At 37.9% G+C, this 15,093-nt stretch carries 17 protein-coding genes and 1 pseudogene; 11 read left to right on the top strand and 7 right to left on the bottom strand.

All coding sequences use genetic code 11. From position 1 onward, the window contains the following. The first annotated feature begins 65 nt into the window (after positions 1-65). Positions 66-926 carry an energy-coupling factor transporter transmembrane component T family protein gene (locus MSBRM_RS10260; RefSeq protein WP_048117177.1) on the top strand — a complete coding sequence of 287 codons (861 nt, stop codon included), beginning with the start codon at positions 66-68 and terminating at the stop codon, positions 924-926. 30 nt (positions 927-956) lie between these two features. Here MSBRM_RS10260 and MSBRM_RS10255 read toward each other — a convergent pair whose 3' ends face one another. Beyond that, positions 957-2,186: a DUF3344 domain-containing protein gene (locus tag MSBRM_RS10255; RefSeq protein ID WP_048155596.1), complete on the bottom strand. Its 1,230-nt coding sequence runs from the start codon at positions 2,184-2,186 to the stop codon at positions 957-959. After that, positions 2,183-2,359 (bottom strand): hypothetical protein, encoded by a 177-nt coding sequence (locus tag MSBRM_RS20365; RefSeq protein ID WP_155396450.1) that lies wholly within the window; start codon positions 2,357-2,359, stop codon positions 2,183-2,185. Before MSBRM_RS20365 ends, MSBRM_RS10255 begins: the two co-directional genes overlap by 4 nt. A gap of 660 nt (positions 2,360-3,019) precedes the next feature. Here MSBRM_RS20365 and MSBRM_RS10250 point away from each other — a divergent pair. The 10 genes and pseudogenes from MSBRM_RS10250 (at position 3,020) to MSBRM_RS10210 (ending at position 10,642) form a co-directional block, all read left to right on the top strand. Then, complete coding sequence (locus MSBRM_RS10250) at positions 3,020-4,807, top strand: CARDB domain-containing protein (RefSeq protein WP_048117181.1); 1,788 nt, start codon at positions 3,020-3,022, stop codon at positions 4,805-4,807. Further along, on the top strand, positions 4,776-5,762 hold the full coding sequence (locus MSBRM_RS10245) for a DUF3344 domain-containing protein (RefSeq protein WP_176722084.1): 987 nt from the start codon (positions 4,776-4,778) through the stop codon (positions 5,760-5,762). Before MSBRM_RS10250 ends, MSBRM_RS10245 begins: the two co-directional genes overlap by 32 nt. Before the next feature lie 24 nt (positions 5,763-5,786). Beyond that, positions 5,787-6,089, top strand: a complete 303-nt coding sequence (locus MSBRM_RS10240; protein ID WP_230668835.1) for an ATP-binding cassette domain-containing protein — start codon at positions 5,787-5,789, stop codon at positions 6,087-6,089. Between the two features lie 84 nt (positions 6,090-6,173). Next, the gene (locus MSBRM_RS10235) at positions 6,174-7,166 is read left to right on the top strand and encodes an IS701 family transposase (RefSeq protein ID WP_048155834.1); all 993 of its coding nucleotides are present in this window, start codon (positions 6,174-6,176) and stop codon (positions 7,164-7,166) included. Positions 7,167-7,197: 31 nt separating this feature from the next. Next, the gene (locus MSBRM_RS10230; protein WP_230668833.1) at positions 7,198-7,605 is read left to right on the top strand and encodes an ABC transporter ATP-binding protein; all 408 of its coding nucleotides are present in this window, start codon (positions 7,198-7,200) and stop codon (positions 7,603-7,605) included. A 326-nt stretch (positions 7,606-7,931) separates the two neighbouring features. Then, entirely contained in the window at positions 7,932-8,054 is a 123-nt protein-coding gene (locus tag MSBRM_RS21760) for a hypothetical protein (protein WP_255361879.1), read from the top strand. Positions 8,055-8,226: 172 nt separating this feature from the next. Continuing rightward, the gene (locus MSBRM_RS10225; protein ID WP_230668831.1) at positions 8,227-8,724 is read left to right on the top strand and encodes a hypothetical protein; all 498 of its coding nucleotides are present in this window, start codon (positions 8,227-8,229) and stop codon (positions 8,722-8,724) included. Positions 8,725-9,046: 322 nt separating this feature from the next. Continuing rightward, positions 9,047-9,253, top strand: a complete 207-nt coding sequence (locus MSBRM_RS10220; RefSeq protein ID WP_230669164.1) for a hypothetical protein — start codon at positions 9,047-9,049, stop codon at positions 9,251-9,253. 73 nt (positions 9,254-9,326) lie between these two features. Further along, positions 9,327-9,620, top strand: coding sequence for an ArsR/SmtB family transcription factor (locus MSBRM_RS10215; protein ID WP_048117192.1), 294 nt, complete (start codon positions 9,327-9,329; stop codon positions 9,618-9,620). 151 nt (positions 9,621-9,771) lie between these two features. Continuing rightward, positions 9,772-10,642, top strand: a pseudogene (locus tag MSBRM_RS10210) (nicotianamine synthase family protein). 52 nt (positions 10,643-10,694) lie between these two features. Here the strand turns inward: MSBRM_RS10210 and MSBRM_RS21330 are convergent. The 5 genes from MSBRM_RS21330 to MSBRM_RS10190 form a co-directional block, all read right to left on the bottom strand. Continuing rightward, positions 10,695-10,868 (bottom strand): GyrI-like domain-containing protein, encoded by a 174-nt coding sequence (locus tag MSBRM_RS21330; RefSeq protein WP_255361880.1) that lies wholly within the window; start codon positions 10,866-10,868, stop codon positions 10,695-10,697. Between the two features lie 6 nt (positions 10,869-10,874). Then, positions 10,875-11,798 carry a hypothetical protein gene (locus tag MSBRM_RS10205; RefSeq protein ID WP_048117198.1) on the bottom strand — a complete coding sequence of 308 codons (924 nt, stop codon included), beginning with the start codon at positions 11,796-11,798 and terminating at the stop codon, positions 10,875-10,877. A gap of 936 nt (positions 11,799-12,734) precedes the next feature. After that, positions 12,735-13,247 carry a hypothetical protein gene (locus MSBRM_RS10200; protein ID WP_048117201.1) on the bottom strand — a complete coding sequence of 171 codons (513 nt, stop codon included), beginning with the start codon at positions 13,245-13,247 and terminating at the stop codon, positions 12,735-12,737. 220 nt (positions 13,248-13,467) lie between these two features. Beyond that, the gene (locus MSBRM_RS10195; protein WP_141706337.1) at positions 13,468-14,133 is read right to left on the bottom strand and encodes a hypothetical protein; all 666 of its coding nucleotides are present in this window, start codon (positions 14,131-14,133) and stop codon (positions 13,468-13,470) included. 105 nt (positions 14,134-14,238) lie between these two features. Beyond that, positions 14,239-15,093: a MerR family transcriptional regulator gene (locus MSBRM_RS10190; protein WP_048117207.1), complete on the bottom strand. Its 855-nt coding sequence runs from the start codon at positions 15,091-15,093 to the stop codon at positions 14,239-14,241.

Below are 15,093 nucleotides of genomic sequence, written 5' to 3'. Positions count from 1 at the left end.
AAAAGTAAGAAATAGTTTGATTATAATATATTTTCGTATGACGAACTTCTATGGAGAGTCCTTATTTGAAAAGTCTTTTTCGCTATGAACAAAAAGATAGCCTGCTTCACAGGCTTGACCCGAGAGTTAAACTGCTCTGGCTTTTTGGAATTTCGGTGCTAAGTGTTGTTTTCGGAACTCCAGACTTATTGGCAATATTATTCATATCAACTTTACCTTTCTGGTTTATATTAAAGCCCTCAAAAAGCAGGATAAAGGCAATGCTTATTATCTTCGGGAGTGTCCTGTTAAGCTTTACAATATCACAGGCTTTTTTTTATTATTGGGCCAAAGAACCGTTGTTTACTCTCATTCCATCTTCTTTCCCATTGATAGGACCTCTTACAGGAGGGATCTATTTCTATGCAGATGGAGCCATCTATGGCCTGTATCAATCTTTCCGTGTTATGGCTTGTCTAAGTGCTGCTATGCTTGTTATTGCCACAACTCATCCCGGAATGCTTATCGATGCATTTGTTCGCTTTTTTGAAATTCGGATCGCAGGGAAAAATTATCGAATAGGAATTCCATACGAAATTGCATTTATGGTTTCCTCTGCGGTCAGCTTTGCTCCTACAATGCTCGAAGAGAGTAGTGTAATCCTGAATGCAATGCAAGCAAGAGGGCTTGAGCTTAAAGACATCCGCAGAAAAGCAAAGGCCCTGAAATATATCCTTGTTCCTCTCGTAGTTAATATACTCCGTGCAGGAAGAAAGCTTGCTATTGCAGCCGACACCCGGGGCTTTCGGGCAAACAGGCACAGGACCTACGTAAACGAACTCAAATTAAAAAGGAGCGATTACATCTTTCTGATATATACAATCCTTTTAACGTCAGGTGGGCTTTATCTGAGCTATATGGGTTTCGGAGGTACTGTACCTGTTTGACGAAGAATGCCTGAAGAATAGGGGCACAGTTTATTTCAACTTTTTATATCTATGCCCTGCAAGCAATTTGCCTCCGGTTAACAAAGCAAGGGTATAACCAAATCCAAATCCTGGGGTATCCTTTGCTTCGGTTCCAGAGGTATCCTGAGTTTTACCTGTTTCATCTGATTTCCCGGAAGTTTCTTCAGAGGCTTGTGCTGTCTGTGGATCTGTTTCAATCACTAAGAAAGCCCCTGAAGGTACTACATAATCTCCGATATCCTGGAAAAGGATAGAATTTTCTCCAGGTTTCAGACTGTCTGTGATGTCTCTTGTGTCGGTATCAAGGTCCGGGTAGGGTTCTCCATTGGTAATTCCGGGAAACTTTTGATCGTTTACTAAGAGATTGCTATTCTCCCAGTTTCCAGATTGAGCGATTGTCCAGAGGGTTGCACTGCGGACAGGAAGCTGCAAGGTAGGCTTGAGCATTTCACATACTGTCTCATTAGGGGTCGCATAATAAAGCGGGTTACCGTTCTCATCCATCTGGGAATTAAGTTCGTCAGCTCCTTCGTTGATCCAGTATTCAATATCTTTTCCGTTCGCGTCCGTATAAACTATTAGCAAACCTACACCATCAATACAAACAAAAGATGCCTCAGGGCCTGTGTTTCCAATTTCAGTGCTATAAGTTCCCGAACCACTTATAAGATCCGTTACATTATAAGCCCAGGTGCCTGTGGGATAATCATAGATGCCCCAGCCTTTCCGGTCACTGAATTCTTTATCAGGTGTAAGCTCTTTCCCGTTAAAACTCAACTTCATTTCAGGATACCTGCCCGTAACACCTTCGGCACTCCAGGTCCAGTAATTATAGAGCCTTGCGAATTTTACTGTCGCCCCTTCGGGCAGGTCGACATTATGTGTTGCAGAATATACGTCTCCGGGATAGACCTTACCGCTGTAGTAACTGCTCCCTACACTATAATAGAGGTCACCCTTAACTGTGTCATGGACATATGTTTCAAGGGGTTTATCAGCTATGTATCCGTTTTTTTCGGGGGCCTGAGCCATGGCAGGCAAGGTAAGTAAACAGCATAATACTGCCATCACGCAAAATATCTTTGCTATACGGTGAAATATATTTATTTCTTTACTGAGTTTTACTTTCCTTATTTTATGTTCACTCTTTACATTATGCTTTTTAGTTGTTTTCCGATTCTGTTTCTTATTATAATTCTCCTTTTGATCTCCTTTTTGTTCTACTTTTCTTGTCTTCATATTTTATCTTCCCACCTGCAAAATTTGCCTATTATTACTATTCCGCATCTCCATGTTCCTTTTTCAGCTATCTTTACTATTCTAGTTTCACATAGGTCTTGCTTGTCTACTAATTCTGCAAGATGCTGGGGAAAGCCCGAGTCAAGCTCTTCCTTCTCATTCGTCTTCGCCAAATTTGAGACTCTAACACTAACTAATTTGGATGAAATATCTAATTTGGACGAAATATTGTTTAATTTTGTTTTTCAGTAGACTAAAATGTTGTAACTTATTATGTAAATTTTTAAATAATATAATTTATTAAATAAATTTTCAAAGGGTATAATTTAGTAAATAGCTAATAAGTTAGAGTATATAATTTTTGTTAAAAAATGATTAATTAATATGTTAATATAGCAATAATTATTGTCATTATTAGATATTAAAATCCATACCAAAGTGAAAATGAAAGCTTAAAAATTGAAAATAGAAATATTGATACTTTAAATAGCAAGCAACTTGATTATTACTTTTAATTTGATTTGAATGATTCTAAATGAGATTAAATTCCTATAATAAGATTTGTTTATTATTGGCAATATAATCTTTTTACAATTTGTTTCTGAACGAAGATATTCGTTAACATATAATTAAATTACGTTTTATTATAATATTTCATACAATATAAGAAAATAGTAATATTTAATAACCTTTAAGTTTTTGTAATTATTCAATTATGACGTAAAGTTTGACATATTAATTTTACAAACTTAAAGGAATCTACCCAAAATGAAATCAGAGATTTGTTAGCTTCTCTCAAAGTTGAGATTACTCTGTTGTGAAAGTGAACGGCTATGAAAACAGAAATTTCAAAAATAATTATCTTGTTTGTCTTTTTGCTCTCATTGCTCATTTCAATTCCTCCTACAGGAGCCAGCTACTCTTTTGAAGGTATACCCTTAACTCCGGATGCTCAGGGCACTTTTCAAGGAGAAGTTTACATAGACGGAGGACATGGACTTGCATTTCCTCCCTACTCCGAAAATTTTAGCGTTCCAGACGGTACTGTCCGCTGGGCTCGCCTGTATATCGGAGTTTGGGGAGGTACGGAAAATTACGAAGGATGGGTACAACCCAAGTTTAACGGGCAAAAGCTTGAGCAGCTACCGCTTGCCGGGGTTAATGACGAAAGCAAAGATGTATACTGCGCAGGTCATGGAGTTTACTGGGTTTCCTATGATGTAAGCAATATCACGAAAAACGGTAAAAATATGGTGAATGTCCTTACGAGCAAGGGTGAGCCAGGGAACAAACTGGATGGAAGGGTCTATGGTGCAGTACTTGCTGCGGCCTGTGAAAATAAAAAAGCATCTACAGTTTCCTACCAGCTTTTGAGTGGAAACGTAAATCTTCATGGTAAAGGCTGGAGCGGTACCCTGGCAAATTCAAATGACGTGACAAATGTCAATTTCAGCTGCGGACAGGCTTTGAGCAGCAAGGATGCTGCAAATCTTTCGGTAGTATACCTTACCGGAACAAAAGGCTTGCCTGATTATCTCGAGTTCAATGGAAAGATGCTTGGAACCTCACCTAAGAACCTCTCTGAAAAGTATGGAGAAAATGTTAGGGACGTTGCTGATGAGATCAGTAATGATGCCTATGGAGGCGAAGGTCCTATTTCCAGATATTTTGATATAGAAAGTTTCAATGTTCTTGATTATTTACAGGCCAATAACTCCGCAGCCTTTTTGAGGGGAATTGACATGAACGGGGACGGGGAAATTGATGAACAGGAAGGGGAGGACTACCTGCATCCTGTCCTTGCAGCCCTGATTCTGACCTCAAAGGATACCGCATCTGTACTTCCTGATCTCTATCCTGAGATGAATGCCTCAGAAAATGAGCTGGTTGATGGAACGCCTGCTAAAGTTTCCTTCACAATAAACAATCCTGGAGGAATCTGCGATCAGAATTGTACCGTGAGTTTTCGGGTAGATGGAAATGAGGTTTCAACTATCCCAATACAGATGACGGCATCAGGAGTGTACAGTTCTTCTATTTCATGGCCTGCTGTCAAAGGAAAACACTTGCTTGAACTTTCTGTGAATCCGAAAAACAGTATAAATGAATCAAATAATGAAAATAATGCTTGCGCATTAAACGTAAACGTCAAGTCAAAGCCAGATCTTTCGGTTTCCCTTGGGGACCCTGTGAAAATCGAGACAAAGACAGAAGCTGCATCTTCTTCGATAATTTGCCTTTCTTTCCTCTCGATATTAGGGTCTCGGAGAAAAAAACCGATTCTACTACTTTTACTTGCGGTATTTCTAATAATGGCTTTAAGTGGCTGTGTTGAGGAATCTCACGCAACAGAAAAAACTGCCTACTCTATCCCGGTAAAGATTGTTAATAACGGAGAAGCTTCAGCTCGGAACTTCGATGTAAATATCTCTCTTGATGGAAAAAGTGTCACTGTACTGAATATCCCGGAGCTGGCAGGCCAAAAAACAATCGTGAATGATATACAGGTTGAAACCCTGAGCGGAGAACACACCATTAAAGCGAAAGTCGATGAGAATAACCATATTATTGAGTCGGATGATGATAACAATGAATTTGAAGCCAGTCGCAATTTTACTTAATCTCCTGCTGCTCACTTTTCCAGCTTCAGCTTCGTACGCCGGAGACAAACCCCTTCAGACTATCATCCATGACGAGAACCATGGAGGCCTTGATTTTTCTCTTGGGGATAGTAAATACAGCGGTGAGCTTGCATACAATAAAAGCTATATGGTTAACTTTAGTGTTAATCCCCCTTCAGGGAGTTCTATTAAGGTTGCAAAAGCTTACGTTTACTGGGTCTGGAGTAAAAAGGATCTTGAAGGCATATATCCGCAATTCAACGCTTCCATTATAAGCTCAGGAAATATTGAATCTCTGCCTGAGGGGCATATGTATACGGACACAAAGGGATTTGTTTCAAGATATGATTATTTCTCGGGGATGAATGCATATGACCTAAGTGGAAAAATTTCCAAGCCCGGAAATTACTCCATTTCACTGATGAATACGGACAAAAACGGAAGTACCTTTTGCGTACAGGGTATCGGGCTTCTTCTCGCCTATGAGGACCCCAAATCACCGACTATCGAATACTGGATTAATGAAGGCTGTGATATGCTGTATGCCGATTATGGGATTACTCCAGAAGTAGCAACAATGACCACTTATTTTAAAGGGGATATTAATCCCGATAATATTACAGATGCACAGTTGATAACAGTCTCGCCTTCAGGGGGCTACAGTTCAGGCAGAGAAGCCAGAAATAAGCTTTTTTTTAACGAGGAGACCAGTAGTCTTCCAGTCCTGGGAGATATCATCCAGCTTCTGTTTGGAAGTGGTAAAAGCTGGGAGAATGTATACCAGACAAATGATACTGTTCAGGTTGCTCTGGATGAGAAACCGGTAGGAGACTATCTGGTGCCAACTGAGAATTTTGTTAGCATTCAGGACGAAGGGGACTATCTTCTGGCAACAAATGCGATACTTGTGCTTAATCTTGAAGAGCCTGAATCCTCTGAAAAGAGAGGTATCTAACCTCTTGCAGGAAAGGGATGATAGATGAATATTGTTGAAACCAGAGACTTATCAAAGTTTTATACTTTTGGCTCCGGACTGCGTGTAGAAGCCCTCAAGAATGTAAATGTGGAAATTAAAGAAGGGGAATTTGTTTCCTTTATTGGAGCTTCCGGGTCAGGGAAGTCAACACTACTTAACATTATTGGCTGCCTTGACCAGCCTACTTCTGGCAGTGTTTTTATAGAAGGTACCGAAGTTGACTACAGAAATTCTTCCTATCTTGTCCAACTCCACAGACAGACGATAGGTTTTGTATTCCAGGCTTTTAATTTGATACCTACATAGGACTTACGCAGTTAAAATGCCGAAAACTTGATATCTTTATAAATATACTTATGGCTTAGTGTTTCTCTAAAAACGTACGGAGTTATGGACATAAATCCACCTAAGTGTACCGACATTGACTACATTAATTTTCTCATTGCGGCTTCTAACGTTTTTAGCTGTACTGAAGCTGCTAGATGTTATCCAGACATAGCTAATGCTCCTTCTCATGATGCTTTTACTCGTTGCCTTCAAAGGCAACCTCCAGACACGGAAGCACTATGGGAGGAAGTAAAAAGTTATGTCAAGCTTAAGGGAGGATACCTAATTGTTGATGATTCAACATTAGATAAACCATACGCAGAAGAAATTGCTTTTGTTCGTCGTATGTGGAGTGGAAAACATCATCGTACTGTAAAGGGAATAGGCCTGGTTACCTTAGTTTGGACTGACGGTACAACCGTTATACCTATCGATTTTCGAATTTATAACATCGATGTAGACGACAAAACAAAGAATGACCATTTCCGTGATATGCTTGACAAGGCCGAAGAACGTGGTTTTAATCCCAAATTCGTTTTATTTGATACATGGTATGCAAGTGTGAAAAACCTTAAAGCCATTAGACAGAAAGAGTGGCATTTCCTTACAAGATTGAAAAATAATCGTTTGGTAAATCCTGACAACAAGGGAAATGTGCCACTTGAAACAGTAGATATTCCTCCAAAAGGACGTGTGGTTCACCTCAAAGCATATGGATTTGTAAAGGTGTTTAGGATAGTTTCAAAAAATGGAGACACGCAACACTGGGTTACAGATGTGCAAGAGATGGATGAAGCAAAACGTGAAGATTTGGCAAAGAAGTCATGGAAAATTGAGGAATATCATAGGGGAATAAAACAGTTCTGTGGTGTCGAAAAATGTCAGGCAAGAAAGGAAGAATCACAAAGAGCACATATAATGTTCTCATTAAGAGCTTTTCTTAGACTGGAATTACAAAGAATCAAAAGTGGAATATCCTGGTTTGAAAGTGCTATGAAAATTAGAAGAGTGGCAGTGACAGAATACTTAAGGAATCCCCAATACACGTTAAATTAATTCAAATATTTGAAAGTTTGGAAAAAACAATATGCTAGGAGCCAACTGCGTAACTCCTACTACAATGAACGCCCTTGAAAATGTCTGCTATCCAATGCATTTTAACCGGATTAGCCGTTCCCAACAAAAACAGAGAGCAACTGAACTTCTTAACATGGTTGAACTTGGAGATAGAATACATCACCTGCCTTCTGAGTTATCTGGAGGAGAACAGCAAAGAGTATCCATAGCCAGGGCTCTTGCAAATAACCCCAGGCTTATTCTGGCTGACGAACCTACCGGAAACCTTGATTCGGTTACCGGGAAAAAAATCACAGATCTTATGAAATATATAAATAGAGAACAGAAGGTTAGTTTTGCCGTTGCGACCCACGCCCATGAAATGGCCAGCGTTGCAGATAGGATTGTGAAGTTAAGTGATGGTGAGCTCACTTCCTGAGAGTTTAAACTGGAGAAGCCTACATTATTGTTGCAAGACATTTGGAGTTTTGTTCGAGGAGAATCTCAAAATCTATTAAAATCCTTAAACATACTTTGAATCCTTAAACATACTTTGGCACCCTTTTCTTCAAAAGGATTTCCAAAATAAAATTATTATCTCCAATTTTAAATTGATATGCTATGGAGCTCAAAGAGAGTAGAACCTTCTACTCTTATTTCTCATTCTTTAGATATCGAGTTTTACTGTACTTAATCTATTAATTCATTTTTTTACATTTCGCTCTCATTTTATACTCGCAGAGAGATACTCGGCTTTTTGACATAATGTTTGTTCCTTTCGGGCTGCACAAAACCATAACTCCTGGGTTTAGCCCGATAATCCAGATTTTTACAGCCCTTGAAACCATTGCTGCAAACCTTTTCTGGATACCACCACTTGTAGGGTAGATAAATGAAAAGTACCGCTGACTTTTCGTGAAAATAAGCAGTACATGAAAAAAATTATATATCCTTATTCTGTAGTACATATGTAGCCAAAACACTACATATGGTGTAGTAACAGGCATTTACAATTAATTACAGGTTACAAACAAAGAAAAACATGAGTGAAGGTGTAAAAATGAGAAAAGCAATTATAGCAATTCTTCTGGGAATACTGTTTATAGGGGTTTCCGGAGCAGCAGTAGTCAGTGCAGTTGCTTCGGATAATGCAGGGACAAACTATGGTTCTGGATCAATGCACAGGTGGGCTGCAAGAAACATGGATTCTGGCCCACGTTACGGCAACTTTTCCGACTGTCCTTATTTCAACTCAAATAGTACTGCGGAACTTGAGGTTAAGACTGTAGATGAAGCACTCGAAATCGCAAAGGCAAAAATAGATAGCAACATTTCCAAAGAGGACATTTCTCAGATGCGTCGCTGGTGGATTGTTTCCTATCAGGATCAAGACGGAGTTTACAAGCAGGCAAGAATTGATTCCTTCAGCGGTGAAGTGTTTACCGATTATCCTTTTGCACAGGAGCACAGACAGGCAACAGATACGGCAGAGGTCAGGGCTACTGTAGGACAAATGCCTGCTAAGAGCAACAGCGCTTCAATATTAATTGAATATTGAAGCCATCCCTAATACTATCCTTTTTATTTATTTTTTTAGGTTAATTCTTCGAGTTACAGGTTAATTCTTCGAGTTACAGGTTAATTCTTCGAGTTACAGATATTCTTTGAGTTACAGGTTAATTCTTCAAGTTGCAGGTTAATTAGTCAATTTATTGCCTTTTTATCAAAAATTTCTAATGGATTTTTATATTTACAGTTACCTTTTTCCGGATATTCTTTTATATTTATGGTAGCAATATCTGAGAAAAAAGTCGGTAGAACAAGAAAAACCGATAATCTCAAGAATATCTGTTATTTTCGAGGTGGAAAGCTTGAATGGCATGGGATATGGCATAACTGGTTCCTTTTGGGGATTTCTCCTGAATCTCCTAATCATTTTTCTTATAGTAGGTGTGGCGATAGTGCTGCTGAACAGGTCCGGGTACACAGCTCCGAGGGATAATGAACGAATTATCAAAATGGAAAAAGATATAGAAGAAATCAAAAAAACAGTGGAAGATATAAAATCCAAGCTGGAAGAAATCTAAAGCTTTATGTCTGCTGCAGGCTCTGGAGACCTTCCGGGCCAAGTGCAACCAAAAGTATGCGAGGACATTCTGGATGACAAAATCACTTCAGCAAATAGTGGATATTGGCGAGGCTCTCTCTCATCCCGTAAGGCTTAAACTGCTTTACCTGCTGGCTGAAAGGGAGAGGTATGTGTACGAGCTCGCCAAGGACCTGAATCTCTCAAGGCAGGTAGTAAACCTGCATTTAAAACGCCTGGAGAAAGCCGGATTTGTTGAAAGTGATCTCAGACTTGAAGATGATGATCTCAGGGCCAAGAAGTTTTATCGCTTAAAGGAGTTTAAGGTTTCTCTCGGAATGGAAGATTTAAAAAGGATTTTCGAGTGAAGTCTGGATTCTACTTTATTCATATATTTTTTATATTATTAATTTTTTACTGCCAGTGTATTATATAAGTCTCAACCTTCTGAGTTTCAGGATCTGATAATTCTCAACAGGAATATATTTAGGCGCACTATAATACTCTTTGGGGATTGGTATGGTTGGTGCGATTGATGAAAGTCTGGAGCTTTCAGAGGCTGTACTCAAAGAAATACTCGATTTGTATAAGGACATACGGGAGCTTTCTGATGAAGAAATCCTATCCTGCTCTTCGGATAGGCCCGAGAAACTGTTCATGAAGCTGGATTCTTTAATTACCCGGGACCTGGAAAGTGATTTAGTTTTTATTCTTCTGAATAAACAGGAGCTGAAACCGATTTTCGCTCACCTGAACCTATTCAGGAATTTATATACGGTAAGGTTGGAAACCGGATATGCAAAGGAAATTCTTGCGAGCCAATCTCCCTGAATGTCCTTGAGGAATTTCCCTTTTACAAAAATTACCTCAGGCTGGTCCAGGCAGAATTCGAAGGTTTCAAACTAAAAGCCGGGGATAGAGTTATTTTCCTCGGAAGCGGGCCTCTTCCCCTGACGCTTATCGTTTTCTTCAAATATCATGCAGTAAAAGGCACAGGGATAGAGCAGAATCCTGAAAGGGCAAAGATTTCAATAGAAACGCTTGACAAGCTCGGGCTTTCTAAAGATATCACCATAATTAACGGAAGCCATTTTTCTATGAACCCAATTGATTTTCTAGATCTGGGTATCGGGGTAAAGGCTTTCATAATAGCTGCACAGGCCGGACCTAAAAAAAAATTCTTGATTATTTATTAAAAGTAATACCTACAGGCTGCAAGATTTCTTACAGGATCTACGAAAAAGGCTTAATGAAACTGTTAAACCGGGACTTTCTGCTTGATTTGCCAGACGGTTACAGGGAATATAAGCGAATCCGGCCCGAACCTCCTGCATATAATACAGTCATCATTCTGGAAAAAAAGAGTAATTGCTCCGGAATTCCGGAGTAGTAACAGACTATTAACAGATTGTTACAGATTATTAACAGACGATTTTAACGGATTATTTTTCCTTTATCGGAACCTGAATTTCAGTCATAAGCTCCTCTTCAGGAACTTCTGCAGGGACATTGAAATACAATTCCCTACTTGAGCCTAGAGTTTCAAGATTATTTTCCCTGGCATACCAGAAAATCAGATTGTAACCGGCTTTGACTCCTGAATATAGTTCCTTGATACATATTTAATCCCAGTACACGGTATAAGATTTAACAGTCCCCATTGGTAAGTTATACCATCCGCCGCTATTAAACAGGTATTGCGGCTTATATATACTACCCTTGACAATATTAACAATACAGTCTCCATTATATGGTCCACCACCCTCAAGACTGTTAGTGCAGTCAATGAAGATCAACCCACGGTCTGTTGTATTAAATGCATTACACGCATGACCAGCATTATCAGTAAAACTGATATCCACATATGCACAGTTATAGCCCGCGATTTCGGCATTGTTTTGAACTTGCTCTGCAAAATCAGCACATACAAATTTATCTAAAACATAATTGCATTTGTCGGTCTGATCTGTTTGTAAGAAGTTAAGAACCTCTTGATACGTTGGGTTTTTTGCACTAGAATTTTGCTTCAATTTGATTATATGTCCATCTCCACCGATAGCATACGTATTATAGTTAATCCAGAGTGTAGAAGATGTAATTCTTGTTTCATTCTTTTCTATTAGATCAAAGTCCTTGGAATCAGTAATTATTGAGTTTAGATCGGGTACTTCAGATTCAAACACTGGTATTTTATTACTTTCATTCGTAGCTGTTATTGCTGCAGCTAGCCTAGGCATATTCAAATTAGGTACAGATAATGCAACTGAAATTACAATAAAATATATACAAAGATGCACAATAAAATTTTCGAGTTTTTGTCTTGTGCCATACTTAAACCAAACAGAATACCACTTTAAAACTCGGTACACATGTCGAATAATAAAAATTCCAAAATAAATAAGCAGAATGTAACCAACAGGTAGTTGTGGTAAAAATTTAGAGTTTAGCCATGCGACATTTTGATAGACAATTGAAAATACCATTAACATTAGGCCGAATCGTATAGCGCCGTCCCTTGTTAATTTCCAATTCCAATAAACTGTCATAATACACCACCCCATAAATATATTTACCACAATGTAAAATAATTTTGAAACCGAATTATATATTTAAATAGTTTTTGATAAATATTAACATTTGCACACAAGCCACGATCTAAGTGCTTTCTAGGTTTTCAACTATACATCCAAAACTATTAAATGATATGCATACAGTTTATTTATTATCTTTTTAAACTAAGGGGGGATTTATATAGCAACAAATAAAGGCGATGGAAGAGTTGGCGCCATAAAAGATCGGTTCCAAGCATTTAATCCAAAAACGGGTCTATGGGTTAAATTTGATGCTGTGACAGGTAAAATAATGGGATTGCAAAAAACAAAATATAAAAATGTTAGGATAAAATAGAAAAAAGAGTTTGATGTAAAGATTACAAGCTTTTGATTCTATGAGGAGGGATTTATTCCCTTTTTCCTTATCTTTTTAATCTTTCTAATACTAAGGTCCCGTCTCAGAATAAACTACGCAGATTTCCAATTGGACGCTTTGATTTTCACTATCACGGTCGTCAATCAAAGTTACAATTAATTATAAGTTGCATAGGTTATTTCGTCGCGGGTACTAAGTAATTCATCCCCATCTCTTTTTGAAATAGGGATTGATCCAATGCTAGTTTTCAACTTATAAGGTTATTATTACATAATCCTTGATACCCACCCATAAGTGAAACATATTAAAACATATAGTGAGTTAAGAACTTTACTTTAAATACATTTCCAAATCGCAAAGAGGAACTATGTCTATATCTCTATAAGATTCAATATCTTCTTTTATCAACGTTATTAACAAGCCTTTAACTTTTCTATGATTTTTAAAGCCGAATTCGTTTTGTTTTTCTTGGAAGTATGTCACTCTATCTATGTGTTTATTGTCAATTTCATCCTTAATACCTCTTAGCAGAGATTCGTTTTTGTCTTTAAGATTTAAATATATCCTGGCTTGAACGAATTTCTCTTACATTCGACTACAAGTAATAATTCGTCGTCATATGGTATTAAATCTATTTCCCGCTTAGCTGGTTTCCCTTCTTTTTCGAACTCAATTTTTTGCCTGACTAGTTCGTGTTTATATACGGGATGTTTCAAACTAAAACCGTTTGATTCAAAAATTGCTTTAACGTCATTTTCAAAATCGTTGCCTAATAAATACGAATTCGATTTGAAACTTTCTTTGTCTGTACCAAATTTTATTAAACTTATGATAAAAAGAAGAGTTTCAGGACAAACTAATATTTTATTTTCGTACTCTACAAGCAAGGGGAATTCCTTATAATCGTCTTCAGAAGAAATTAAAATTCTCCGTATTTCAATGAAATCTAAGCCTTTTGAATCACATAAATTTTTAAATTTGCCAATTTCTATTTCATAAAGAAATTGTTCCTCTCCTAATCTTTCGGATAAACTTTTAATTTCCTGAATGCTTGCTTCGATAATCAAATCAATAAAGTCGATAATCTTCGCATTTTTGCCTATCTCTTCAAAAGAAAAAAATCTTTATTATAGTAAACACTGTGAAATGAGTTGTAAATTATTTCAAACGATTCTGATCTAAATGACTTTTCAATATTTAATAGCTTTTTTTTCCACTTTTCTTTAGCCTTTTTTCCAGCACGTTCTATTTTGAATTCTATGGATTTCTTCTCTTTGAGATATTTCTCTACTTAGTGCTTGTTTTATCCTTAATTTGGTCAAATGTTTCGTCAGGACCCATTTGGATTGTTTTTAGCATTTCTAAATAATACCGCCATTGCTGAGTAGGAAAAGCCACATACGTTTTACCTTCGGTCTCGATGGTTTTATGAACATAGTCAAGTGTTGTCGTTGAATCCACTTCAAAAAGACAAAAGTGCCCTTCTTTTACTTTAACTAAAAGATTCTCGGATTGAATTATACATGCATAATATCGAAATAATTCAGAAAGGTTTTGTGCCGTGAACTGTTTTGACGATCTATTGTTATAATTGCCTTTAATGCAATCTCTTATTATAAGACTAGACCATAAGATATTTTGGACGTGGTTATTTTCCATCTTACTTATGTTTCTTGATTCCATCTCTCTTGAATTAAGAGCTGCAAAGAGCAAAGCACTTTTGGAAAAGGTTCGTGCAACTGCTAGTGCGTTTTCTCGAGTTTCTGTTATGTAGTTTTCACATACATTTATTGCTTCGTTTATTTCTAAAGGATTTAAACCAAAACAAAAAGGACACCAATAAGCATATGAATTTTCAAAAATTTTACTGATGAATAACTCTCTTCCACAAGTTTCGCAATTAACTTCATACATATTTATCATAACACCAGAAGATATCATTAAGTTTTTCATGAAATTTTTCTGGTAATAAGCCATAAAATTATGCAATTATGCTTCTGGAAAACAGTACCCTTTTGGAAAAAAGAACTGCTCCAGAGAGCTGGAGCAAGGAATAAATTACTTCTCCTTTATCGGGACCTGAATTTCAGTCATAAGCTCTTCTTCAGAAACTTCTTCAGGGTTATTGAAATACAATTCTCTGTCAGGGCTCAAGGTTTCCAGGTTATTCTCCTTTGCATACGAGAAAATCTGGTTGTAACCGGCTTCGACTCCCGGATAAGGACCTCGGTAGACCACTGAGATAGCTCTTATGGCAGGCAGGGTTTTCACTTCCATTTTCGGGTCTTCGACTGAGATCCTGCCAGATACAGGCATGGCAATCTCGATATCAGCCCCGATTTCTTTGTATTCTTCGTCGTGGCAGAGGAACATAACAGGCCCTGTAACTTTTACACGGTTTCGCTGGTTTTCAGGGCTGCCGACGCTTGTGCAGATTTCGCCTATAAGTTTTCCAATAGTTGCCACAAAAGTTCCTTTTTCACGCTTGCTTATTACTCGCATCTCGGGTATTTCTTTTATAACGGGTTCTGTAACAGACATTTTGAATAACTCCATAACTTTTCCATTGTGTTTGCAGGCGCCCTGCAAGATCCCTTCGATCCTTTGCAGCTGTCCGATTTCCAGTCGAGTTTGCGCAAGTCTCTTCCTGAAGCCTGTTCCTATGTACTCGAAGTCTCCTTTGCTTTCCGCATCCAGAAACAGGGAAATTTCTTCCAGTGAAAATCCGAGGAAGCACAGAGTTTTAATTTTCATCCCTTGTTCCAGCTGGGAAACGGTATAGTACCTGTATCCCGTAAAAGGGTCCTTTGCTTCCGGAACAAGCAGCCCTTTCCGGTCATAGAGCCTGAGTGCTTTTTGCGAGAGACGAGTCATGAAAGAAAACTTACCGATTGGAATCTGATCTACTGACAT

The organism is Methanosarcina barkeri MS (assembly GCF_000970025.1).
Classification (GTDB): domain Archaea; phylum Halobacteriota; class Methanosarcinia; order Methanosarcinales; family Methanosarcinaceae; genus Methanosarcina; species Methanosarcina barkeri.
The sequence above is the reverse complement of the archived record's forward strand: the minus strand, read 5'-3'. Positions and strand labels throughout refer to the sequence as shown.